The sequence below is a fragment of the Marivirga lumbricoides genome, from assembly GCF_014636295.1.
In the GTDB taxonomy this organism is placed as follows: Bacteria; Bacteroidota; Bacteroidia; order Cytophagales; family Cyclobacteriaceae; genus Marivirga; species Marivirga lumbricoides.
This window is the reverse complement of the sequence record NZ_BMEC01000014.1, coordinates 19,638-42,976: the sequence shown is the minus strand read 5'-3', so window position 1 is coordinate 42,976 and position 23,339 is coordinate 19,638. Positions and strand designations below refer to the sequence as shown.

At 36.4% G+C, this 23,339-nt stretch carries 18 protein-coding genes; 10 read left to right on the top strand and 8 right to left on the bottom strand.

Annotated elements, in window-relative coordinates:
• Window positions 1–82: 82 nt before the first annotated feature.
• Window positions 83–1,147, bottom strand: coding sequence for a bifunctional 3-deoxy-7-phosphoheptulonate synthase/chorismate mutase type II (locus tag IEV85_RS19740; protein ID WP_188467050.1), 1,065 nt, complete (start codon window positions 1,145–1,147; stop codon window positions 83–85).
• Window positions 1,148–1,428: 281 nt separating this feature from the next.
• On the opposite strand from IEV85_RS19740, the gene IEV85_RS19735 reads away from it, so the two are divergent.
• Both IEV85_RS19735 and lysS read left to right on the top strand, forming a co-directional pair.
• A complete protein-coding gene (locus tag IEV85_RS19735) occupies window positions 1,429–2,625 on the top strand; it encodes a proline dehydrogenase family protein (RefSeq protein ID WP_188466769.1) in 1,197 nt (398 codons plus the stop codon).
• A gap of 148 nt (window positions 2,626–2,773) precedes the next feature.
• The gene (gene lysS / locus IEV85_RS19730) at window positions 2,774–4,501 is read left to right on the top strand and encodes a lysine--tRNA ligase (RefSeq protein WP_188466767.1); all 1,728 of its coding nucleotides are present in this window, start codon (window positions 2,774–2,776) and stop codon (window positions 4,499–4,501) included.
• Window positions 4,502–4,607: 106 nt separating this feature from the next.
• Here the strand turns inward: lysS and IEV85_RS19725 are convergent, their stop codons facing one another.
• Entirely contained in the window at window positions 4,608–5,696 is a 1,089-nt protein-coding gene (locus IEV85_RS19725; RefSeq protein WP_188466765.1) for a WG repeat-containing protein, read from the bottom strand.
• Between the two features lie 169 nt (window positions 5,697–5,865).
• On the opposite strand from IEV85_RS19725, the gene IEV85_RS19720 reads away from it, so the two are divergent.
• Together IEV85_RS19720 and tssD are read left to right on the top strand one after the other, a co-directional pair.
• Entirely contained in the window at window positions 5,866–6,558 is a 693-nt protein-coding gene (locus tag IEV85_RS19720; protein WP_188466763.1) for a hypothetical protein, read from the top strand.
• A 46-nt stretch (window positions 6,559–6,604) separates the two neighbouring features.
• Window positions 6,605–7,072 (top strand): type VI secretion system tube protein TssD, encoded by a 468-nt coding sequence (gene tssD, locus IEV85_RS19715; RefSeq protein WP_188466761.1) that lies wholly within the window; start codon window positions 6,605–6,607, stop codon window positions 7,070–7,072.
• 167 nt (window positions 7,073–7,239) lie between these two features.
• Here the strand turns inward: tssD and IEV85_RS19710 are convergent, their stop codons facing one another.
• The 3 genes from IEV85_RS19710 to IEV85_RS19700 form a co-directional block, all read right to left on the bottom strand.
• Complete coding sequence (locus IEV85_RS19710; protein WP_188466759.1) at window positions 7,240–7,635, bottom strand: hypothetical protein; 396 nt, start codon at window positions 7,633–7,635, stop codon at window positions 7,240–7,242.
• Window positions 7,636–7,751: 116 nt separating this feature from the next.
• Window positions 7,752–8,396, bottom strand: a complete 645-nt coding sequence (locus IEV85_RS19705; RefSeq protein WP_188466757.1) for a response regulator transcription factor — start codon at window positions 8,394–8,396, stop codon at window positions 7,752–7,754.
• Window positions 8,380–10,371, bottom strand: a complete 1,992-nt coding sequence (locus tag IEV85_RS19700; RefSeq protein WP_188466755.1) for a tetratricopeptide repeat protein — start codon at window positions 10,369–10,371, stop codon at window positions 8,380–8,382. Before IEV85_RS19700 ends, IEV85_RS19705 begins: the two co-directional genes overlap by 17 nt.
• A gap of 357 nt (window positions 10,372–10,728) precedes the next feature.
• On the opposite strand from IEV85_RS19700, the gene lpxB reads away from it, so the two are divergent.
• Window positions 10,729–11,838, top strand: coding sequence for a lipid-A-disaccharide synthase (gene lpxB / locus IEV85_RS19695; RefSeq protein ID WP_188466753.1), 1,110 nt, complete (start codon window positions 10,729–10,731; stop codon window positions 11,836–11,838).
• 132 nt (window positions 11,839–11,970) lie between these two features.
• Here lpxB and IEV85_RS25120 read toward each other — a convergent pair whose 3' ends face one another.
• Together IEV85_RS25120 and IEV85_RS19690 are read right to left on the bottom strand one after the other, a co-directional pair.
• On the bottom strand, window positions 11,971–12,099 hold the full coding sequence (locus tag IEV85_RS25120) for a hypothetical protein (protein WP_262892159.1): 129 nt from the start codon (window positions 12,097–12,099) through the stop codon (window positions 11,971–11,973).
• A gap of 47 nt (window positions 12,100–12,146) precedes the next feature.
• The gene (locus IEV85_RS19690) at window positions 12,147–12,377 is read right to left on the bottom strand and encodes a hypothetical protein (protein ID WP_188466751.1); all 231 of its coding nucleotides are present in this window, start codon (window positions 12,375–12,377) and stop codon (window positions 12,147–12,149) included.
• 404 nt (window positions 12,378–12,781) lie between these two features.
• Between IEV85_RS19690 and IEV85_RS19685 the strand changes: the two genes are divergently transcribed.
• From IEV85_RS19685 to IEV85_RS19665, 5 genes are all read left to right on the top strand, one after another.
• Window positions 12,782–13,366: an RNA polymerase sigma factor gene (locus tag IEV85_RS19685; RefSeq protein ID WP_188466749.1), complete on the top strand. Its 585-nt coding sequence runs from the start codon at window positions 12,782–12,784 to the stop codon at window positions 13,364–13,366.
• A 113-nt stretch (window positions 13,367–13,479) separates the two neighbouring features.
• Entirely contained in the window at window positions 13,480–14,466 is a 987-nt protein-coding gene (locus IEV85_RS19680) for a FecR family protein (RefSeq protein ID WP_188466747.1), read from the top strand.
• 81 nt (window positions 14,467–14,547) lie between these two features.
• On the top strand, window positions 14,548–17,937 hold the full coding sequence (locus tag IEV85_RS19675) for a SusC/RagA family TonB-linked outer membrane protein (protein WP_188466745.1): 3,390 nt from the start codon (window positions 14,548–14,550) through the stop codon (window positions 17,935–17,937).
• A gap of 13 nt (window positions 17,938–17,950) precedes the next feature.
• The gene (locus IEV85_RS19670; RefSeq protein WP_188466743.1) at window positions 17,951–19,465 is read left to right on the top strand and encodes a SusD/RagB family nutrient-binding outer membrane lipoprotein; all 1,515 of its coding nucleotides are present in this window, start codon (window positions 17,951–17,953) and stop codon (window positions 19,463–19,465) included.
• A 7-nt stretch (window positions 19,466–19,472) separates the two neighbouring features.
• Complete coding sequence (locus IEV85_RS19665) at window positions 19,473–20,957, top strand: calcineurin-like phosphoesterase C-terminal domain-containing protein (protein WP_188466741.1); 1,485 nt, start codon at window positions 19,473–19,475, stop codon at window positions 20,955–20,957.
• Window positions 20,958–21,219: 262 nt separating this feature from the next.
• Here the strand turns inward: IEV85_RS19665 and IEV85_RS19660 are convergent, their stop codons facing one another.
• Entirely contained in the window at window positions 21,220–23,262 is a 2,043-nt protein-coding gene (locus IEV85_RS19660; RefSeq protein WP_188466739.1) for a M3 family metallopeptidase, read from the bottom strand.
• Window positions 23,263–23,339: the final 77 nt, after the last annotated feature.

The window sequence follows — 23,339 nt, the reverse complement described above, 5'->3', positions numbered from 1 at the left end:
TAAAAAGTTATTTTTTTTATTGAACTACACTAAAGTTTCGAGTAAAATAGTAAAATCCACTGTTTATTTTGTTGAGTTAAGGCTATTCGTTATAAATATCTGTCTGAATTCTGATAGACTCATCATGGACAGATTGGTAGAGCGTTTTTACAAAGTCAGGATTGAGCTGAAGCTTTTCTCCCCATTCAGGTCTGTTTTTAAGAATAGCGTTCCATCTTTCCAACTGAAATATAGCCACGTTTTTCTCTTTTTTATAATTACCTACTTTCTTCACTAACTCAAATCTTCTGGCTAAAACTTCCAATAGCTCTTTATCTGTCTCATCTATTTCATCTCTTATCTGATCAAGCTTATTCTGCAGTTTAGCACTGGCAATTGTGAGGTCCCGAATTTGTAGTTTATCCAGCATAAGCTTCAAATTGGCAGGTGTTAACTGCTGGGCAGCATCGCTCCAAGCTTCATCAGGACTTCTGTGAGATTCAATGATTAAACCATCATAGCGTAGATTCATAGCTTTCTGAGCAATTTCAAAAAGTAAATCCCTCTTACCGGCTATATGGCTTGGGTCGCAAATTAAGAGTAGCTCAGGATACCTCGATTTTAAATCAAGCGGAATTTGCCAAAGAGGTATATTTCGATAGATGCTTTCCTGATAAGTAGAAAAACCACGATGAATGGCACCTATTTTTTGTATACCGGCCTGATGAATTCTTTCCAGAGCCCCTATCCATAAGTTTAAATCAGGGTTTACAGGATTTTTCACCAAAACAGGTTTGTCTTTTACTCCTTTAAGTGCATCAGCTATTTCCTGTACATTGAAAGGATTAACGGTTGTGCGGGCACCAACCCATAGGATGTCAATATCATTTTGAAGTGCTAATTCTACATGTCTGGCAGAGGCAACTTCTATTGCAAATTTTACTTTAAACACTTCTTTGGCCTGTTTTATCCAAGGGAAAGCCTTTTCTCCCACGCCTTCAAAACTGTTAGGCCTTGTTCTTGGTTTCCAAACACCTGCACGAATGGTGCTGAAGCCTTGTTTAACAAGTCCTTCCACTGTTTCCATCATTTGGTCTTCGGTTTCTGCACTACACGGACCGGCAATTATCCATGGCTTTTCTTCTGCGTACCAACTTTTTAATTCCATAGGATCATAAATTCTCTGCAAGTTAGGTAGTTTTCATAAAACCATTTACTTCCCGTTTAACTATTAAGTTTTATGCTAGTTGCGTTTGTAACTCTAAATGGTTTAAAGCCATAAAATATACTTCAGGAGCAAATTATTTGATGAATTGATAAACAATTATGTTTTAAAATAGTGAGTATAGGAAGGTAAATTATATCCTAAAAGTATTTGTAAAAATCTGATACGTTTATGGTATAAATCTCATTAGTCATTACCTATATTTGCACTTTTTAATTGATAGTATGGAAGTTACAACTAACCCAATCTTTGAGGATGTTTCAATTGCTTTCTCCTCCAAAACAGATAAGCAATTAAAGAAAGCTTATTTTTTATTTTCTATGATGAACCGTAGGTGGTTGGTAAACATAGGAAAAGCTTCAGTGAAACTTGGTTTTGCACTCCGCTTACCCATTTCAGGAGTTATAAGAAATACTATATACGATCAGTTTTGTGGCGGAATAGATATTGAAGATAGCCAGGGAACCATTGATGAACTTGCCAAATTTAATATTGGCTCAATTTTAGATTATTCTGTGGAAGGGGCTGATACCGACAGAGGATTTGAAGAAACCACCCAGGAAATTCTGAGAACAATTGACAGGTCTGCCGGAGATGATAATATACCTTTTTGTGTGTTTAAGATCACCGGAATAGCAATGACCAATGTTTTTGAGAAAGTTCAAAACCATGAAAAGCTAAATGAAAAGGAAGTTGCCAGCTTTGAGGCAAGCAAGGAAAGAATAGAAAAAATTTGTGCATATGCCTATAAAAATGATGTGCGATTGTTTGTAGATGCTGAAGAAAGCTGGATTCAAAAAACAGTTGATGATATTGTATACAATATGATGCGCAAGTACAATAAAGAGAAAGCTATTATTTATAATACTTTCCAGATGTACAGATGGGACATGCTGGAAAACCTTAAGAAAGCCCATGAAACGGCAACTAAAGAAGGTTTTCATTTAGGAATAAAACTTGTGCGAGGTGCTTATATGGAAAAGGAAGCAGAGAGAGCAGAGAGAAAAGGTTACAAAAACCCTATTCAGGTATCTAAAGCGGCCACTGACCTGGATTATAATACAGCCCTGGAGTATTGCGTTGAAAATATTGATAACATCGCGCTTTGTTCAGGATCACACAATCAGTACAGTAATTATTTTTTAACGGTACAGATGGAAAAAGCAGGTATTGCAAGAAATGATGAGAGAGTTTATTCAGCCCAATTATATGGAATGAGCGATAATATCTCTTTTAACCTGGCAAGTGAAGGTTATAATGTAGCCAAATATGTCCCTTACGGTCCGGTGAAAGCAGTGATGCCCTATTTGTTCAGAAGGGCAGAAGAAAATACCGCTATGGCTGGACAAAGCAGCCGCGAATTCCTGATGATCAAGGAAGAAATGAAGAGAAGAAAGGCAGAGAAAAGACAGAAGAAATAGTTATTGGTAGTGGTTGCTTCCTTGATCCCGCAACCACTTTATCACCTTATTAAGGTAAATAATTCTTAATAATATTTTAAATTTGCAGCTTTCAAACACAAAATGAATTCTATCCGGGAATTCATTATAAATAATAAATATTATCAATATGCAATTGAGCGAACAGGAAATTGAAAGAAGGAAGAGTAGGGAAGAGTTACATGCGATGGGAATAAATCCTTATCCGGCCCCCACATTTGAAGTAAATGTAAGTGCGCAGGATATTAAGAAAAACTATGAAACTAATAAGCTGGATTACAAGAATATTAGCATCGCTGGTCGCTTAATGAGTAAACGGATAATGGGGAAAGCCTCCTTTGCTGAAATACAAGATAGCACAGGAAGAATTCAATTGTACATTAGCCGAGATGAAATATGTCCGGAAGAAGATAAATCCTTCTATAATACGGTTTTCAAAAAGCACATGGATATCGGTGATATCATTGGTGTTAAAGGATATGTATTTACCACTCAGGTAGGGGAAATATCAATACATGTTACAGAACTGAGGATTTTATCTAAATCACTACGGCCTTTGCCAATCACAAAAGAGGTAAAAGATGATGCGGGAAATGTGAAAAGATACGATGCTTTTACAGATGCTGAGCAACGATACAGACAGCGTTATGTAGATTTGATTGTGAACCCAAATGTGAGGGAAACTTTTAAGAAGCGCACAAAACTGGTGAATTCAATGAGGAATTTTCTGGGTAATAAGGGCTATCTTGAAGTAGAAACTCCTATTCTTCAGCCTTTATACGGTGGTGCCGCAGCGCGTCCTTTTAAAACGCACCACAATACTTTAGATATGACGCTATATTTAAGAATTGCTAACGAGCTATATCTGAAAAGATTAATTGTTGGTGGTTTTGATGGCGTATTTGAATTCGCAAAAGATTTCAGAAATGAAGGGATGTCGCGTTTCCATAATCCTGAATTTACACAGGTTGAGCTGTATGTAGCCTACAAAGATTACCAATGGATGATGGATTTGGTGGAGGAGATGGTAGAGAAAGTAGCTATGGATATTCATGGAACCACTGAAGTGCAGGTAGGTAAAAATGTGATTAATTTCCAACGTCCATGGAAACGTTTTACTATGTATGAAGCCATAGAGCATTTTACGGGTATAGACATTTCTGAAATGAATGAGGACGAATTAAGGGCTACAGCCAAAAAATTGCATGTACCTATTGACGATTCAATGGGTAAAGGCAAATTAATAGATGAAATTTTTGGTGAGAAATGTGAAGGTCAATTGATTCAGCCCACATTTATTACTGATTACCCGATTGAGATGTCACCGCTGGCTAAGAAGCATCCTACTAAAGAAGGTTTGGTGGAAAGGTTTGAAGCCATTTGTAATGGTAAGGAGATTTGTAATGCATTCTCCGAGCTGAACGACCCTATTGATCAGCGCCAGAGATTTGAAGAGCAATTGGAGCTAGGGAAAAGGGGAGATGACGAAGCCATGGTATTGGATGAGGATTTCCTTCGTGCGTTGGAGTATGGAATGCCACCTACAGCTGGTTTGGGTATAGGGATTGACCGTTTGGCAATGATTATGACCAACAGCAATTCCATTCAGGATGTGCTTTTCTTCCCTCAGATGAAGGCTGAGAAGTTAGCAAAAGTAACCACTGCTGCTGATTTTGTAGCAGCCGGTGTACCTCAGGAGTGGGTACCGGTAGTAATGGAGGCCGGAATCCAAAGTATTGAGCAATTGAAAGCTACAAAGCATACCAAATTGCATCATGAAATTAGTGGATTAAAGAAAAAAATGAAGCTTGACTTACCAAGTGTTACGCCTGATGAGGTGAAAGCATGGGTGAGTTAATTTAATTAGGAATTAATAATTGGGTGATTTGTAATTAAGAATTAATATCAAGTCACGACAGAGAAGCCGGTTTAAGCCGGCTTTTTCTGTTTTACAAATTCTTTCTTTATGGGTTTCTCAGTGTAACGTTAATCAATTGGTATCCTCCATCTGTTTTTAAGAATGAAATATGATCCTGTGTCAGTTTATCTTTCTCACTGCTATTAATAACAATGGTAAAAAGCGGGAATCGCCATGTTTTTGCCTGACCACAGTTATTGAAATACTTATTGTAAACTGAAGAGTGTTCGTTGAAAATTACCAGGTCACCTAAAGAAATAAAATAATCAGTGGACGGATTTTTAACTGTAAGCAGACTGTTTTTGATGTCATCAAACTGGCTTTTGAGGTAATCATGTTTGGACTGCTCAACCCATCCTTCAATATCATCCCAATAAAAAAGAGTATCATTGCTTGCTATCAGCAATTTTTGAATGGTTAGTTCAGATAGTAAGCTATCATGTAACCAGCTTTTAAAAGCCATTTCTTTATCAATAAAAGAGTAGTAAAAACCGTCTTCCGCTTTGTAATTAAGCCTTGTTGGGTCAGAAGTTTTTTTGTAGGTCTTTTCAAGTGAATAAAAATCCAGCTGTTTCTCTTTTTCGAAGTCTTTTATTAAAATATTATTTGCTGTGTCAATTAGAATTGTTTCGCCCCCTTTCCAGCTAAAGTGGTTGCATCCGGAGTGATTCATCTTATCCCAGAAGCTTTTCTTAGCTCCTTTTAATGCAATAACGAGTCCATTCATTACCCTTGAAAGGGCATTATACTCAGCCGGGATCACAATTTCTCCATGTCTATTGAACATTCCAACTTTTTCATTAGCCTCAAATCGGATAAAACCTTCACTTTCACAGTCCGCTGAATTATCAGAAATGTATAAACTATCTTTGCCAAAAATATTACCTGATTTTGAAAGATGGTAGCTGATAAACTGCCCGTTAGCTTCTTCCATCACGGCAATCACTTCATCAAATTGAGAAGCAACCGTAAATCCCATAAATTTAGGAGGAATAACAACGTTTCCATCAGCATCTTTAAACCCTCGTAAATCATAGGCTTCATCCCAAAAAGCCACCCAGGTCTTATCTTTTTCTTGAGCCTGTAGCTGAGAATGGCAAAATATCAAACAAAAAATAAGGAAGCTTCTGATCATCGGTTGTCATGTTTTGTGAATGCAAGGCAATTCTATTTTTCAAACTTATTCATTCTTTACCACCTCTTTCTACCTAGAGAAAGTGAATCCTCAATATCACTGGAAACAGTGAGGTAACTAACTGAAAACCAAATCATCTTTGTAGCAAACAAACTTAATTTAATAATCTATGGATTTCAATAAACTACTTCAGTTAAAAGCAGACAGTCCTCAAAACGTTCTTAAGAAATTATATGAACATTCAAAAAATGAAGAGGACAAGGAAAAACCTATTTTGCCTCAACTTACATTAATGTTAAGCGGAGGTGTATTGATTAGCGGTTTTCTGCTAGATTATAACATTAGTAATGGAGAAATATTGTTAGGCCAGTTGCATGAAGGAATGCCAGAGCTGAAGTATTGTAATAGTGCTTCTGTAATGAGCCTTGAATTACACAATACTAAACCTTTTATGTATTTGCTCTCAGATGGAAAGATAGCTTTTCAGCCTGCGGATTCTGAAGTTCCCTCTAAACTGGAATTGAAAAGGCTTATCTCTGATATGAGGATGAAGCTTTCTGAAAAGTTAGATAAGGAAATAGCCTTGCTTTTTGATGTAAACGATATAGGGTCTCCCATGGAGCTTTATACTTGCAAATTACTTATTCAAACGATGATAAATGTACTTTTTACTATTTCGGAGAATGATTTAGGAAAGGAAGCTCTAAAGGAAAAGGTAGGAACTGTGGAGTTACAAATAGGCGAAGCTAACTCGATTGGCTTGCATGAAGATACATTGAAAATTACCTGCAAAGTTGAGAATAGCCCGGCATTAGGATGGGATTTTGCCGACTTACGTGATAAAATTGAAGAGAAACTATAAATAATATTTTAGAAAATAGTCCCTATAAAAAAAAAATAATTGACCGATGACAAAACAGACGATAATCTCCATTTTTTTCGTGCTATTTAATAGTGTTTTGGCTTTTAGCCAACGAACTGAAACAAATTATGATATTGAACTCCGACTCTTTTCTGAGGGTAAAAAGCATTCCTACGCGCTGGAAAATGTTTCTTACTATTTTAGCGCCAATTATAATACAGACTCTGTATTTACAGAAAAATCAGATGTAATAGTAGGACTTAATTGTAACTTGTCGGATAAATTAGATAAGTTTTTGCTTAATTGGATGGCGCAAAGCCCTAAGTACCTTAGCGGAGAAGTGGTTGTGATTGATGTGTTTACAGGGGAGGAAAGGAGAAAGCTTGAATTTTCTAAAGCAATTGTCAGTAGCCAAAGTGAGAGTTTTATGAAAGGGCAAAGTTATGGGTATGGCTCCGACTTAGTATTGTCTTTTAAAGAACTCACTATTGATGGGGTTGCAATAACAAACTAATAAATTTGCCTACACCAATCAGCAATCTTCTGCTTTTTTAGCATTAAACTTATCTCATCAAATTGAAATGAGAGTTTTAAACTTTGTGTAAATAAAAGCTTTTTAGTTTGATAAGAAGAAAGCACTACTTTCAGACAGTGCTTTCTATAATTACTTTAGAGATATTATTAAAGCTTGTTTTCAATATGTTCTTTAATGGTAGTATCAGTAAAAAAACCACTGTGATGCCCCCCGTAGGCAGCATTAATAGTTAAAACTCCAGCTTCAAGCGTAATGCTTTTATTGTCTGCGGCTGTGCTTTCATCAATATTGTTTACAGCAATTTTATTGATGCCTTCCTGCACGGCTTCCTTTCCAAAATTATCAGCACAGACTTCTTTAAATGCATCCACTGTTCGCTGTAAGCATACACTGGGAATAAATTTTATAGAATTTAAGTCAAAAGAATTCCAGTTAATTTCTATAGGAAGTTCTTTACCTACTATCTGATTTAATTCTGTCTGGTAATCATTAAAGTATTGATCTTTAATGGATTGTGCTGCTTTTTTTTCTTGTAGTCCCATTTGATTATTTAATTTTAACTACTTCAAAATTACAGCCATTGCTAAGCAGGTTTTTACCCTTTAGCAGTGAAAGTTTAAAGTCATGGTTTTCAGGGAGGTGCTTTTTCTTATGGAAATTACTCTGAGTAATAACCATTATCTATAGCAAACTTTACTGCCCCTACAGTGGTTTTGCTACCTGTTTTAAGTAAAATATTCTTTCTGTGAGTTTCAACAGTATTAACTGAAATAAAAAGTTTTTCGGATATTTCTTTAGAAGATAGCTCTTCCATAAGCAATTTTAAAACCTCTTTTTCACGCTTTGACAACTCTACATGGCTATTTTGTTTTCTTTCAAAAACACTTTGCATATAACTTTCTTTAACCTTTTGGGAGTAATGCTGTTCCCCGCTTAAAACTTCCAGTACGGCTTTTTTGAGTTCCTCTTTGTCAGCAAACTTTAAAATGTAGCCATCTGCTTGTTTTTGCACTACCTTATTGATGGTCCGGACATCATCCAACATGCTGAGGATAAAGAATTTAATTTCAGGATACTTTTTTTTAACAGTGCTAAGAAGCTCAATGCCATCCATTTTAGGCATATTGATATCGCTTATCACCAAATCCACATTATTAAATTGGTTCAGAAGTCTTAGCACTTGCTGTCCATCAGTAGCTAAATGGATTTCCCCCACATTCTCTAACTCAGAAAGTATGCCGTGCAGTCCGTCTAAAAACATCACATGGTCATCCGCTATAATAAGATTAAATTTCGATTTCATTTGTGCTGGTTATTTTGTTAATGCCCATATCAATATTTACAACAGTCCCTTTCTCAGAGCTGTCAATTTCCATTGTGCCATTCCTGCTGATGAGGCGCTCACGTATATTTCTTAAGCCTATTCCTTTGTTAGTGTTTTTGTCAGTAATGCCTATTCCGTTGTCGCTTACCACTATGTTTAAATAGGTTTCATGAAGCGTAAGCTGTAATTCTACTGTGGAGGCTAGCGCATGTTTTATGATATTACTGATCAGTTCCTGTGAAATCCTGTAAACATCTGCCAGCAAATCTTCAGGGAGTGCATCTATCTTATCCTTTGGAAAGAAAATGGTATGTATTTCAAGTTCTGCTCCCTTTGTAGTTTGCTCCGCAAAATCCCGAATAAAGTCACAGAAACCTACCTGTGAGAAAGCAGGTGGATGTAATTTGTGAGAGATAGACCTGAGGTCCTGGCAGGCATTTCGTATACCTAACAATATTCTGGACGACTCTTTGGAAGGGGCAGCATTACCGAGGTATTGCTCAAATGCAATTTTTAAGCCAGCCAGATCACTTCCAATTCCGTCATGGATTTCACGCGCAATGCGAGCCCGTTCCTGTTGTTGTCCTTGCTGGTATCGTTCAATGGCGCTAAGCCTGAAATCTTTTATCAGTTCATTGGTTTTCTGTTGAGCAATTTCTTCCTGCTGATCCGCCAGTTGCTTCTGGAAGCTAATTTTCTGTTTATAGAAATAGCGGATTACAATGAGTACAATCAGCAATATTAAAAAGCCAGCCAGAGAAATATTCCTTATTAATTGTTGTTTCTTTAAATTGGTAGCAGCTTGTTGTAATTCTGCATCTTTTAATGATTTTTCCTGCTCCAGTAAGGTGATTTGAGCCTCTTTTAGCCTTGTTTCGTATTTCTCCTGAAGTGTAGCTAAATGCTTTTCCTTTTCCAGTGAATTTTGTTTTTCCTTTTGTGCTACCTGTTTTTTATAAAATTCCAGTGCTTTTTTATACTGTCCATTTTCAGCATAAAGTATAGAAAGGTTTTGATAGATTTCCCCCACATAATATAAATCAGGATTTTCATCAGTAAAAGCCAGAGCTTTTGTAAAGTATTTGATAGCATCTTCATTGAAGCCCAGGTTTTGGTTACAGAATCCTAAATCATTTAAAATCATACCCATGTCAGCCCTGAGATTGAGAGACTCTAATTTGTTTTTCGTGTCAATAAGTCTTGGAAGTGCTTCTTTAAACCGTTCTTCTTCCATTAAGATCTGTCCAAGGTTAATTCCAACATAAGCTTCCATAATTTTATCACCTTGTTGCTGATAATAGTCCATCACTTCATTGTAGAACTTCCTGGCCTCCTCAAACTTACCTTGTTCTTTTAAGATGTTCGCAAAATTAAATCTCGTGGAGATGACCCCATCATAATCATTCAGGTCTGTGTATAATACCAGCGCACGATCGAGGTTTTTGGCAGCGTCTATGTAGTTTTTTTGCTGAAAGTAAATGAGGCTAATATTTTGGTAAGCATTAGCTTCATTTTTGGAATCTCCTAATTTATTGGCCCAAAAGAGACTTTCTTCAAAATTTTGCATGGAGGAGGTTAAATCCCCATTGTTCTTATAACATACTGCTATCAAATTATAGCAGGCAGCTCTGCCTTTTTCAATATTGAGAGAATCCAGAAAATTGATTGCTTTCCTGATTTCGTAAATAGAGGAATCAAATTTACCCGCTTTAAAGGCGATGTTACCTAATGCATAATGTGCTTTTGCTGTAAATGCAGGCAAATTGTATGTGGTGCTTAGGCTCTTCAGCTTTTCTGCATAATTCTTTGCAAGTGCCGGATTGCTTGAAACATTGATTGCATAAAGGCTTAGCAGTTCATTTAGTTCTTTTTCGGGTGTATTCTGTGCAACTAAGAAGAAAGGTAGCAAAAGAAGATAGAAATTGATACAAGCAGTTAGACAAATACGAAGCATTATACAGCACGATGGTAGAAAATATTTTACAAAAGAAAGTCTTTATTTTTTAAAAAACCTCACAGAATTCAGTGATTTACAATTTATTTGCTTGTAAATCTGACGTTGATGGGATTTCCTTTCTGTTTAAATAGTGCAGAGATTAAAAATACATCTGCAGGTTTCAGGTAAGTACAAGTGGATATTTAGACTGAAATAAGGAATAGACTCAAATAATATATTGTTTTATCAATCAATCACGTAATTTTACACATTTAATAAGTGAGCTGGAGATAAACTTTCGAAAGCAAGAGTAAATTAACACATTCCGTACCGCTGATCCTGTACAGATTGTGCCTTTTAAGAAACAATATTCGCATGAAGTACTACATAATAGCTGGTGAACGTTCAGGAGATTTACATGGTGGTAATTTAATTAAAGCTTTGAAAGTAGCTGATCCTGATGCTGTAATCCGCTGTTGGGGGGGAGAAGCGATGCAAAATGCAGGTGGAGATTTGGTAGTGCATTACAAGGAAATGGCTTTCATGGGGTTTTGGGAGGTTTTTACCAATTTAAATACCATTCAGAATCGCATTAAATTCTGCAAGCGCGATATCCTGGAGTTTCAGCCAGATGCTGTTATACTGATCGATTATGCTGGCTTTAATATGAGGATAGCTAAGTTTGCCAAGCAAAATGACATTCCTACGCATTATTATATCTCGCCTAAAATATGGGCCTGGAATCAGAAAAGAGCATACAAAATTAAACGTTCTGTAGATTATATGTATGTAATTCTGCCTTTTGAGAAAGACTTTTACCAAAAGTTTGATTATGAAGTGGATTACGTGGGCAACCCTTTATTGGACGCGATTCGGGCTTTCGAGCCCGATGAAGATTTTGCAGGAAAAAAACTGGAAAAGCCGGTAATCGGAATTTTACCTGGCAGCAGGAAGCAGGAGGTGCTTCATATGCTGGCAAAGCTTCAGGAGATTGTTCCTTTTTTTCCTGAATATCATTTTATAATAGCTGGGGTTTCTAATCTGGAGACATCTCTTTATCAATCAGTAAGCCGATTGGAGAATGTGAGCCTTGTTTTTGATCAGGCTTATGATGTGCTGAGCTGTGCCACTGCAGCATTGGTGACATCCGGGACCGCTACACTGGAAACGGCACTCTTTGAAGTGCCTCAGGTAGTGGTGTATAAGACCAGCGGAGTGTCTTACGCAATAGCCAAGCGACTTATCAAAGTAGATTACATTTCGTTGGTGAACTTAATTCTCAATAAAGAAGCGGTAAAGGAGCTGATCCAGCAGGATTTTACAATAGATAATCTCAGAAAAGAATTAGCCCAATTGCTACCGGGGCAAGCCCAAAGAGAGCAAGTTTTGAAAGATTACCGTGAGCTAAAAGAGATAATGGGTAATATGGATACTTCTAAAACTTCCGCTGAGTTGATAGTGGGGAGGTTGAGGAGTCACCAGTAATCAATTTTTAATTAATAGTTACAACTATTTCTCCGGTTAAGAGAAGATACACTGGCTAAATTTGATTCCCCTCTTATACAAAGAATTAGGTAATAGTGAGAGTTATTAAGCTTAGCATACTAATCCAGACTATTAATTCCCAAACCAAACCATCACTACTTTTCCTTTGGTGTACATAGCTTCAATATAACCTATGGCTTTAGCTGTAAACTGGGCAATAGGAAATTTACTAAATATATTCTTTAGTAATACGGATATCATATTACCCATAGTTGTGAACCCTGCCAGCACCCCACGTTGTCCCAATCTTACAAAATCTTTATGAGTAAGGTTGCCATGGGTATCTTATCTATCACAAGGTCGTACTTTCCTAAGTGCTGTTGGATATCTTCTTTATCGTAAGGAATTATATTATCATCACCCAGGAACCTGACAAATTCAGATCTGACCTGAGTACCAAATATTTGGGGTTCAACTTTGTGCATTAAATACCTGTCCTGATGAAGGTCTGCTAAACTTTTATCCAGTTCTTTTTCCATATTGATTAATAATCAACTGATAATATTTGTTTAGGAGAGTTCCAACCATACTGTTGTTGAATTCTATCCATTTCCTCACTATACTTTTGGTTTAACCAATATGCAATCGATACTTTTTTTGATACGTTTATTAAAGATGGTGGCTTTTAACTTCCTTTCAAGAGCACTTAGTTCTATCATCTTTTTAATGATAGAGTGAGATAGAAAGTTGTAATGAAGGAAAAGTACACTAAATAGATTATTAATATATTTAATATTCATTTTTTAACAATGCGCCTTCAGCGCGCTTGAAGCTATTAGCTTTATGCGGAAATCTACATTACAATTAACAAAAGGATAAACTTTTCTTCACTGGAACAAGATATACTCCCTTTAACTTTGGCAGCTTTAATTATGAATTAAATATGGAGCGGTCAGACCAAGAATTAATGAGGTTGCTAAAGTTAGGTAATGAATTAGCATTAAGTTTATTATATGAGCGTTATGCTCCGAAGGTTCGATCATTTTTAAATAGCATCAGATTAGAAAATTATGCTGACGATGCTATACAAGATACCTTTTTGAAAGTATGGTACAAAAGAGAGGTACTTAATGAAGAGCTTTCTTTTCATTCCTATGTTTTCACAATAGCCAAAAACTATGCTTTAAAAGCTTTAAATAAACAACTGCGTGTTGAATTAATGGATTCTCTTGAAACGGCTTCTTCCATAGTTGATTCCTCTAATTCTGACAGTCCTTTATTAATTAAGGAGCTGCAGGAACTTGTGGCTCAATCTTTACATAATTTGCCTGAGATGCCTAGAAAGGTGTATAAAATGAGAAGAGAGGCAGGAAAGAGCATTCAGGAAATATCTTCTTTACTAGGTGTTTCACCATCAACTGTGGAGAACCATATGAATAAGGCACTTAATCAAATCAAGAAAGATATATCGCCTATTTTCGCTATTGCTGCTATAGTAAGCTTAAGTGATTCCTTTCTACGTTTCTGAGTAACATTTTCTTAACAATTGCTTAATGGAGTTGACTTAGGTGTTCACGATCATTTGAGGATATAATAAGTGAAAGAAATTATTATAGACCTTTTTGTTGTGATCAATTATATATGAATCAAAAAGAAGTTAATGAAGCTTGGGAGGCATATTTGCATCAGGCAGCCACTGAGAGTGATAAACTCAAATTGTTAAAAGCATTAGAAAGCAATAAGTTTAATGCAACTTTTACAAACTTATTTGAAGCGAAATGGATAAAGGCTGATAAGGAAGAGCCAGAATATGACATTCGTGATGGTGAAATCTTAAGAAAGATAAAAGAAGAGATTAAACGCGGTAATGAGCTTGAGAAGCAAAATCTATTTAAAAGATATTTCAAGCATATTGCTATTGCAGCGTCAGTATCCTTACTTTTATTAACAGGGATTAGTATTTACCAAAACACGAATAAACAAATCTTTGAAACCTTTAAAGTTGCCAGTGGTAATGATCCCGTTCGTAAGGAGTTACCTGACGGTACTATAGTATGGTTAAATTCTTCGAGTAATCTGCAATATCAAACCGATTTTGTAGAAAATAGAAATATTATTCTTAATGGAGAAGGGTATTTTGAGGTTGCCAAAAATAAAAATTCACCTTTTCGAATTTCTTTCAATGGGAGTGATTTGCTAGTTACAGGAACTCAGTTCAATTTGAAATCATATAGTAGTGATAAGCATTCAACTGTTCATGTTAAAGAAGGAAGTGTACAGGTAACCAGTAGTGGTGAAGTCAGCAATTTGAAGCGAAATGATGAGTTAGTGATTAACCGTAGCAGTGGAAAATTCATTTTACAAAAAGATGAATTTAACCATGCCAATTCATGGATACAAAACAAATTAGTATTTGAAAATACACCTTTAGAAGAAGTATTAGCTACGCTTGAGCGTAGTTATAACTTAAAAATAGCACTTGAAAAAACTGATAATCAAAAAAATAAAATACTAACAGCTACTTATTCCCGCCATACAGAATTGACTGAAATATTGGATGGACTAAAATACCTTGAAAACATTAATTATAGGTTCATTACACAGGATAGTGTATTAGTAAACTATTAAAAAGAAAAAAGGAGTGTGTACAGCTGGGGGGCTAAATACAATCACTCCTTGTTACTTGTTTTATTTAAACTTTTCAAAAATATGGAAAAAAAAATTTACAGTGCCTTTTTGGCAATTATTTTTATTGTATTCTCCTCTAATATAGGGATATCGGCACAAATCAATAAGGTTGAGGATACCGAATTTGTACATTTAAATAGTGGGACGCTGGCTTCAGTAATGGATCAGATTGGTAAACAAAAGCAAATTAATTTTGCTTACAATACTAATGAAATAGATATAGCAAAACATATAAACTTCATTAACTCTGAGCTGGGTTTAAACAAAGCTTTAAATCATATTTCATCACAGCACGACTTATCTTTTAAGCAAGTAGGGGATGTTATCTATGTGAAACCAGTACATCAGCAACCAGAAAACACTTCGATTCAAAATGTAAAAATTAAAGGAATTGTTAAAGATAATTCGGGGCAATCTTTAATTGGGGCTACGGTATTGGTAAAAGAAACAGGAAAAGGAACTGTTACCGATATTGATGGTAATTTCACTTTAGATATATCGGATAAAGCACAAACACTAGTGGTGAGCTACATTGGGTATGCTACAAAGTCCATAAACATAGGATCTCAGGTTACTTTCGAGATAGTGTTAGAGGAAGATATCTCTACACTTGGGGAGGTTGTGGTAACGGCTTTTAGTATTGAGAGATCAGAAAATGAGTTAGGTTATGCTGCTCAAAAAGTAAGTGGAGATAAACTGGATAAAGTAAAAGGAGTGGATGTGGCTACGTCTTTAACCGGTAAAGTATCTGGTTTATTAATAAAAAATAGCACTGAATTTGCTGAAGCACCAGATATTCAATTAAGAGGTGAAACACCGCTTTTGGTTATAGATGGGGTGCCTTACGGGAATATTACTTTGCGTGATATTCCGGCAGACAATATAGAAAGTATTAGCGTTCTGAAAGGGGCAACAGCTTCGGCATTATACGGCTATAGAGGAGCTAGTGGTGCAATAATGGTAACTACTAAGAAAGGAGCCGATCAAAATGGACTTTCTATTACGCTAAACAGTAGTACTATGTTTAGTGCAGGTTTTCTTGCTATTCCGGAACAGCAAACCACTTATGGGCGCGAAGTAAATACTGATGACAATACTTACATTTCAGGAGGAGGAGGTGCATGGGGACCTCCAATGGAGGGGCAAATCGTTAATCAATGGAATCCACAAACTATGGAGTATGAGCCCATGCCATTTATTGCCAGAGGAGCGAATAATTTTGAAAATTTCCTGGAGCAAGGCTACATTATAAATAATAGTTTAAGTGTAACCCAGCAAGGAGAAAAAGGAAGCATAAGATCATCCGTTGCGTGGGTGCAAAATAAAGGTCAGTATGCTAACTCTGTTTATGATAAAGTAACCTACAGTATAGGTGGTGAAATTAAGATGGATAAATTCTCTTTATCTTCTTCAATGGCTTATAATAGTCAAAAATCACCAAATATTGGTTTTAGTGGATATACAGCCTATGATCCAATGTATAATCTTCTGGTATGGTCTGCTCCTGATTATGACATCAGGCAATACAAAAATTATTGGATGCTGGAAGACGAAGTTCAAAACCACAGCTACCGGGCTACAAATAATAACCCTTATTTTGATAGGTATGAGCGGACACATGGTATAGATAGAAGTGTGTTCAACGGAACACTTGGTCTTAAGTATGACATCAATTCCTGGTTAGATATTTCAATGAGAACAGGATTAGATAACTACAATGACCAGCAGATAGTTACTATTTCAAAAGGCTCTTATGTAAGTGCTGGTACAGCTAAAGTTTTGCAGGGAGGAGGAGAAATATGGGGAGAATCACAGAATGGTTCTTATAATATGGGACTTGGAAGAGGTTATAGTATCAATAATGATCTCTTAGTTACTGCAAAAAGAAATTTCGGAAATATCATGATTGATGCTTTTGTAGGTGGAACTTTATTCTTTAAAAGAGATGAAGGTATTGAATCTATGACATCAGGCGGATTGACAATTCCAGGTTTCTATTCCTTAAAATCATCGCTTAATAACGTCAAAACAAATTCTGTTTTATATAAACAACAAGTTAACAGTGTGTTTGGCCGAATGGCTGTCTCTTATAAAAACTTGTTCTTTTTAGAAGGAACATTAAGAAATGATTGGAGTTCCACTTTGCCAGAGTCTACAAGATCATATGCTTACCCTTCTGTTTCGGCTAATTTCGCACCTTCAGAACTACTAAATACAGGCGAATGGTTATCATCCTGGAATATTAGAGGTTCATTTGCAACTTCAAAAACACCTCCTGGAATTTACACTACAAACTCTGTGTATGAAATTACAAATAATGCTTGGGACAACCTAAGTGCTGCAACTTACCCAACTACAATGAGAGGTATGGATGTAAAAGCGGAATCGGCTGATACATATGAAGTAGGTACCTTAATTAGTTTTTTAGGTAAACGTGCTTCACTTGACGCTACTTATTACAGCAAAAGGATGTATGATTTTTTAAGACAGGCTGGTTTAAGCCCTTCAACAGGTTATTATAATACTTATGTGAACTCAAGTGAAGAAATAACCAGGAGGGGTGTAGAATTGACAGCTAATTTTACCCCTGTTATTTCAGATAATTTCCGTTGGGATGTAGGTTTAAACTGGTCAAAATATGCCCGTTATTATACCCAGCTAGATTCTGAATATTCTCAAGATGTTCCCTGGGTGAAAGTCGGGGAGAGAGTTGATCATTTTACGTTGCAAGATTTTTTAAAAGACAGCGAAGGTAACATTATCCATAATAATGGATTGCCTCAATATTCACCTTACCAATCTGTTTATGGTTATTCCGACCCTGATGCCATATGGGGAATAAATACTACGCTTCAATATAAAAATTTCAGACTGGGGATTTCAGCTGATGGACGAATTGGTGGATTAGCACAAGCTACAACAGAAATTTATATGTGGCAGTCGGGTAACCATCCTGATTCACAAACAGAAGAAAGATATTTAGATGCAACCAACCCCGGAACTGCTAATTATATAGGAAAAGGTGTAAAAGTGGTTTCTGGTGAAGCTACTTATGATACCTACGGAAATATACTTTCTGATACACGGAAGTATTCACCAAATGATGTTAAGGTAGGATATGCTTCTTACGTTCAAACTATACATAAAGGAACGGCCTGGGGGGGGAGCCCTTCAGCATATGATGCTTATGACGCCACCTTCTTTAAAATTCGCGAAGTATCATTAGGTTACAATGTACCAAAATCTTTCACTTCAAAATTTGGTGCTCAAAATTGTTCTTTATCTCTAATAGGCCAAAATGTTTTTTACTGGGCTAAAGAATTCAGGTATTCTGATATAGATGGAGGATCAGAAAATTTCAGTGACCCTTCAATCAGGTACTTAGGTTTTAATGTCGATTTAACATTTTAAAAAAAATTAAGAAATGAAATATTTATCTATAATTGCTCTAAGCATTCTTCTAATTGGGTTTAGCGCTTGCGAAAAGTTTGATGAAATAAATACCAACCCTAATACACCTTCTAAAGTTAGTTCTACTATTTTATTTACTAAGGTTGTTTTAGGTATGGCCAAGTATTCTGGAGATGCAAAACAGTTTATTAGTCAGAATGCGCTTCCTAAATATGTAGGTTATGCTAATGAAGGCATAATGGGTAGCCAGTATAACAGCTTAGGCAACACGGACTTTAATAGCTTTACTCTTTTAACTAATATTGATAAGATGGTAGAATATTCTGAAGGAAGTAACCTTGAGAACTCGTACCGGGGATTAGCTAAGTTTGCCAGAGCCTACATTTTTTATCAGGCTACCATGAAAGTTGGTGATATACCATATACTCAGGCCGGAATAGCAGATGCAGGACTACAAAAACCTGCTTATGATTTACAGGAAAAAGTCTTTGAAGGTATTTTAAATGAGTTGAAAGAAGCTGATGAATACTTTGCTACAGGAAAGGTTTTTTCTGGAGACCCTTCTACCTATAATGGAGATCCTGAAAAATGGAGAAGAGCCGTTAATTCCTTTGCCTTAAAAGTTTTAATGGCTTTGAGTGAGAAGGAAGGTGAAACTACTATCCAGGTAAAGAATCGTTTTGCTCAAATAGTGCAAGAGAATAATTTATTACAATCTACTGCTGACTATTTTGGTCTTGAGTACAATAGTGTGAATTCATATCCTCTTTACAGTACAAATGATATGTTCACAGGTAGAACCTTGTTAAGCTCTTTGTTGGTAAGCAATCTTAACAAACTTCATGATTATAGATTGTTTTACTTTGGAGAACCTGCAAGTGTTGAAATTAAAAATAATAAGGAGGAAGATGATTCAACTGCATATGTAGGGTTAGATGTTTCATTGGAATTTGAGAAAATGAATGCTGGGCATAAAGATGGGGCCTATTCTATAATTAATCTCAGGTATCAGAACGAAATTATTGGTGAGCCAAGGATGCTCATTACTTATGCTGAGCAGCAGTTGATTCTGGCAGAAGCCTCACTTAAAGGATGGATTGGTGGAGCAGCTAAGGATTATTATGAAGAAGGAACACGCTCAGCTCTGGAGCCTTTTAAGGAAATAAATACAGATTACGCTCACGGAAGAGTTATTACTCAGGAGTATATTGATAACTATTTTACCGGAGAAGCTGCATTTAAAACCAATAAAGATGAGCAACTACAGCAAGTCTGGTTACAGCGCTATTTATTACATTTTATGCAGGATCCTTACGAAAGCTACTATCAATATAGAAGAGTAAAATATCCACATTTCCCTATAAACCCAGCATCTAGTCTTAATCAAAATAACAAAGAAGCTGTTCCTGCCAGATGGCTATATCCTACTTCAGAAACTAATTTTAACCGTGAAAATTTAATTGAAGCACTTGAGAGGCAATATGAAGGTTTCGATGAGATAAATAAAGTAATGTGGTTATTAAAATAAATTATGAATGAATAATGACAGAAGAAGTTTTATAAAAAAATTAGGTTTAGGATTTGGTGCGCTCCCCTTTCTGGGGAGCACACTTTCTCATGGTAGCAATGCTTCAGCAAATACCCAACATTTTATTCTAAATATTTCCGGAAGAGTTATTTCAAAGGGAAAAGGAGTGAAAAATGTGGTAGTATCTGACGGTGTCACCTTGGTGAAAACCAATACTGATGGTGAATTTAAATTTGCTAGCTCCACCCAGCAGGACTTTGTTTTTATCAGCATTCCTGCTGGCTATGAGATAGACCGCCTTGCAAATGGTTCTGCTAATTTTTTTAAATGGATTAATAAAAGAGGAAAAAATAATAAGCTGGTTTTTGACCTTAAACCGCTAGAAGAATCTGATACTAATCATAGCTTCCTTCTATTAGCAGATCCGCAAATACAAAATTCATATGAAGCACAACAGCTTTTAAATGTTTCAACACCTGATTTTATTGAAACTATTCGTGAATTAAATACTCCTAATACATTTGGTATTGGCTGTGGGGATTTAGTATTTGATAAGCTGGAATTATTTGATAGCTACAACCAGTCTGTTCAGCAAATGAACATTCCTTTCTTTGAAGTAATTGGCAACCATGATGCTGACCTTGGTAATAGAAGCGATGCAACCATGAGCCCAACTTTTAAAAAGCAATATGGGCCAACATTTTATTCCTTCAACAGGGGAGAGGTTCACTATGTTGTGCTTGACGATGTTTTCTTTATTGGGGATAAACATCATTACATAGGCTACATTCAAGAGGAGCAACTTGCATGGCTAGAACAAGATTTAAAGTTTGTTGAGCCAGGATCGACATTAGTGGTTTCAATGCATATACCAGCGGTTACAGGAGCTATCCATCGATATCCTAAGGATAACCATATAGCGAGTGTATTATCAAATAGGGAGCATTTGTATCATTTATTAGCACCCTTTAATACTCATATTATGTCAGGACATACCCATTTTAATGATAACGTGGTCAGTGATAGCAGGTATGAACATTGTCATGGTACAGTTTGCGGTGCCTGGTGGAGTGGCCCTATTTGCCATGATGGAACTCCTAATGGCTACGGAGTGTATAGCGCAAAGGGCTCGGAACTAAAGTGGTATTATAAGGCAACGGGTCATGCGAAAAATCATCAGTTTAGAGTGTTTGGCAAAAATCAGCATAGATCATATCCTGATTTACACAGTGTGAACATTTGGAATTGGGATAAAGCATGGCAGGCATACTGGTATGAAGATGGAATAAGAAAAGGAGAGCTCATCCGAATAACAAGCTGTGACCCTTTAAGTATTAAGCTGCATGATGGGCCTGATTTACCTGAGCGAAGAACATGGGTAGACCCTCAACTAACAGATCATATGTTTTATTTTAAACCGAATGAACAGGCTAAAAAAGTGGAGGTGGAAGTCATAGATCGCTTTGGAAATATTTACAGAGAAATAGTGTAGTGTGCGTCTGAATTATTACAATGTTTCAAATAACTGTTTAACTTCTTATGTAAATGAAAAAGCTGTCTTACCATTAAGATAGCTTTTTTCATTTCAGGCTATGGTTTTTAAAGTTTGCTGTCTTTTTTTTACCAATAAAATAGACAAACCATTGTTTTAGCCTCTATGTATGGTTTTTCAATAAGGAGCAGCCTAACTAAGTGGCTAAAAAAGCCTTCCATGTCTGTGAAAGGCTTTGCGTACTTTTAACTAATTAAAAAGATTATTTTAAACCTGCTCTTTCAAGCAATGCATCAATTTTTGGCGCTCTTCCTCTAAATCTTTTGTACAGCTCCATCGGGTGCTCACTTCCCCCTTTTGAAAGTATATTATCTTTAAAAGATTTTGCTACTTCCTTATTGAATATGCCTTTTTCTTTAAAAAGTGAAAATGCATCAGCATCTAATACTTCTGCCCATTTGTAGCTATAATAACCTGAGGCATAACCTCCAGCGAAAATATGACCAAACTGTGTACTCATCATAGCATCTTTTACTTTAGGGAATAATTCTGTAGAAGCCATAGCCCCTTCTTCAAACTTAGTTATGTCTGCAATGCTTTGAGCGGCTTCATGATCGAGGCTAAAATAAGCCATATCCAGAAGGGCTAAACTTATCTGCCGCACTGTGGCGTAGGCTTCATGGTAGGTGCTGCTCGCCTTAATCTTTTCGATGTACTCCTGAGGAATCTTTTCTCCTGTCTCATAGTGCCTGGCGAATAAATCGAGGCATTCCTTTTCGTAACACCAATTCTCAAAGATTTGTGAGGGCAATTCCACAAAGTCCCAGTATACATTGGCTCCCGAAAGACTAGCATATTTACTATTGGCCAGCATAGCATGCAAGGCGTGACCAAACTCATGGAATAAGGTAGTTACCTCATTGAAAGTGAGTAAACTTGGGTTTCCTGGTGAAGATGGGGTGAAATTACACACATTTGAAACCAGTGGTCTTATGTCTTCTCCGTCTCTTCTATATTGATCCCGATAGCCGGTCATCCAGGCACCACCGCGCTTTCCCTCTCTTGGATGAAAATCGGTATAGAAAATAGCTACATGCTCACCAGCCATATTTTTAACTTCATAAGTGGTAACATCCTCATGGTACACAGGGATATTCTTTAGCTCCTCAAAACGGATATCATATAATTTTTCAGCGGTCTGAAAGACACCATCCAAAACATTTTCCAGTTTAAAATAAGGTCTTAATAACTCATCATCGATGGCATACTTTTTCTTCTTCAGCTTTTCAGAATAGTAGGCCCAATCCCATCGTTGCAAGTCAATATCATCCCCTAACTCCTGTATAAAAGCTTTAATTTCAGATACTTCTTCCTTTGCTTTTGGCAGGGCTTGTTGTAAGAGGTCATCGAGGAATTTCTGCACCTTAAATTTATCCTCTGCCATCCTTTCCTCCAGCACGTAATCTGCGTAAGACGCATAGCCCAGTAGGCCTGCTTTCTCACTTCTAAGGGTTACAATTTCCTGAATGATGGTTTTATTGTCACGGGCATCATTTTTATTAGCCTTGGCCATATAAGCTTTATACAGCTGCTCTCTCAATTTTCTGTTATCAGCATTTTCCATAAAGGGAAGGAAGCTAGGTGCCTGTAAGCTAAATACCCATTGCCCTTCTTTTCCTTTACTCTTAGCTGTATTAGCAGCTTGTTTGATAGCAGAATCCGGTAGGCCACTTAAATCTTTTTCTTCGGAAATAACCAATTCATATTCATTGGTTTCGGCTAATACATTTTCGCCATAACTGAGGCTTAGTTCAGATAATCTCTTACTTATCTCTTTAAAGCGTGCCTTGTCTTTCACGTTGAGGTCGGCTCCATTCCTTTTAAAAGCTTTATAACTATTCTCCAGCAACACCTTTTGCTCTTTGTCCAGTCCCAGTTCCTCTTTCTTAGCATATACAGCATTAATGCGCTCAAAAAGGCGTGTGTTTTGGAAGATATTATTACTGAATTCAGAAAATAATGGTGAAGCTTCTCTGGCAGTAGCTTGAATTTGCTCATTTGTTTCCGCACTATTGAGATTAGATAAAATGGATGCAATATCATGTAGCTTTTTGCCTGAAAACTCAAGGGCTTCTACGGTGTTTTCAAAAGTAGGCGCTTCATTTTCAGAAGTGATTGCCTCAATTTCTAAGTTTGCTTCTTTGATAGCCTCTTCTATGGCAGGCATAAAATGGGCAGCTTTTATTTGATCAAATGGAGGTGTTTGAAAGGGAGTATTGTAGCTTTTAAGTAAAGGGTTATTCATAAAAATCTTCTCTATTTTATTCAGTTTGATGTGAACCTAATTACTTTGATACGGATAAATGGCACAAGAGATGTAGA

Excerpts from the sequence above, each read along its gene's own strand:
- IEV85_RS19660 (WP_188466739.1), bottom strand. The coding sequence starts at position 23,262 with ATGAATAACCCTTTACTTAAAAGCTACAATACTCCCTTTCAAACACCT.
- IEV85_RS19725 (WP_188466765.1), bottom strand. The coding sequence starts at position 5,696 with ATGATCAGAAGCTTCCTTATTTTTTGTTTGATATTTTGCCATTCTCAG.
- tssD (WP_188466761.1), top strand. The coding sequence starts at position 6,605 with ATGACAAAACAGACGATAATCTCCATTTTTTTCGTGCTATTTAATAGT.
- IEV85_RS19685 (WP_188466749.1), top strand. The coding sequence starts at position 12,782 with ATGGAGCGGTCAGACCAAGAATTAATGAGGTTGCTAAAGTTAGGTAAT.
- IEV85_RS19670 (WP_188466743.1), top strand. The coding sequence starts at position 17,951 with ATGAAATATTTATCTATAATTGCTCTAAGCATTCTTCTAATTGGGTTT.
- lysS (WP_188466767.1), top strand. The coding sequence starts at position 2,774 with ATGCAATTGAGCGAACAGGAAATTGAAAGAAGGAAGAGTAGGGAAGAG.
- lpxB (WP_188466753.1), top strand. The coding sequence starts at position 10,729 with ATGAAGTACTACATAATAGCTGGTGAACGTTCAGGAGATTTACATGGT.
- IEV85_RS19720 (WP_188466763.1), top strand. The coding sequence starts at position 5,866 with ATGGATTTCAATAAACTACTTCAGTTAAAAGCAGACAGTCCTCAAAAC.
- IEV85_RS19740 (WP_188467050.1), bottom strand. The coding sequence starts at position 1,147 with ATGGAATTAAAAAGTTGGTACGCAGAAGAAAAGCCATGGATAATTGCC.
- IEV85_RS25120 (WP_262892159.1), bottom strand. The coding sequence starts at position 12,099 with ATGATATCCGTATTACTAAAGAATATATTTAGTAAATTTCCTATTGCC.
- IEV85_RS19680 (WP_188466747.1), top strand. The coding sequence starts at position 13,480 with ATGAATCAAAAAGAAGTTAATGAAGCTTGGGAGGCATATTTGCATCAG.
- IEV85_RS19700 (WP_188466755.1), bottom strand. The coding sequence starts at position 10,371 with ATGCTTCGTATTTGTCTAACTGCTTGTATCAATTTCTATCTTCTTTTG.
- IEV85_RS19705 (WP_188466757.1), bottom strand. The coding sequence starts at position 8,396 with ATGAAATCGAAATTTAATCTTATTATAGCGGATGACCATGTGATGTTT.
- IEV85_RS19710 (WP_188466759.1), bottom strand. The coding sequence starts at position 7,635 with ATGGGACTACAAGAAAAAAAAGCAGCACAATCCATTAAAGATCAATAC.
- IEV85_RS19665 (WP_188466741.1), top strand. The coding sequence starts at position 19,473 with ATGAATAATGACAGAAGAAGTTTTATAAAAAAATTAGGTTTAGGATTT.
- IEV85_RS19675 (WP_188466745.1), top strand. The coding sequence starts at position 14,548 with ATGGAAAAAAAAATTTACAGTGCCTTTTTGGCAATTATTTTTATTGTA.
- IEV85_RS19735 (WP_188466769.1), top strand. The coding sequence starts at position 1,429 with ATGGAAGTTACAACTAACCCAATCTTTGAGGATGTTTCAATTGCTTTC.
- IEV85_RS19690 (WP_188466751.1), bottom strand. The coding sequence starts at position 12,377 with ATGGAAAAAGAACTGGATAAAAGTTTAGCAGACCTTCATCAGGACAGG.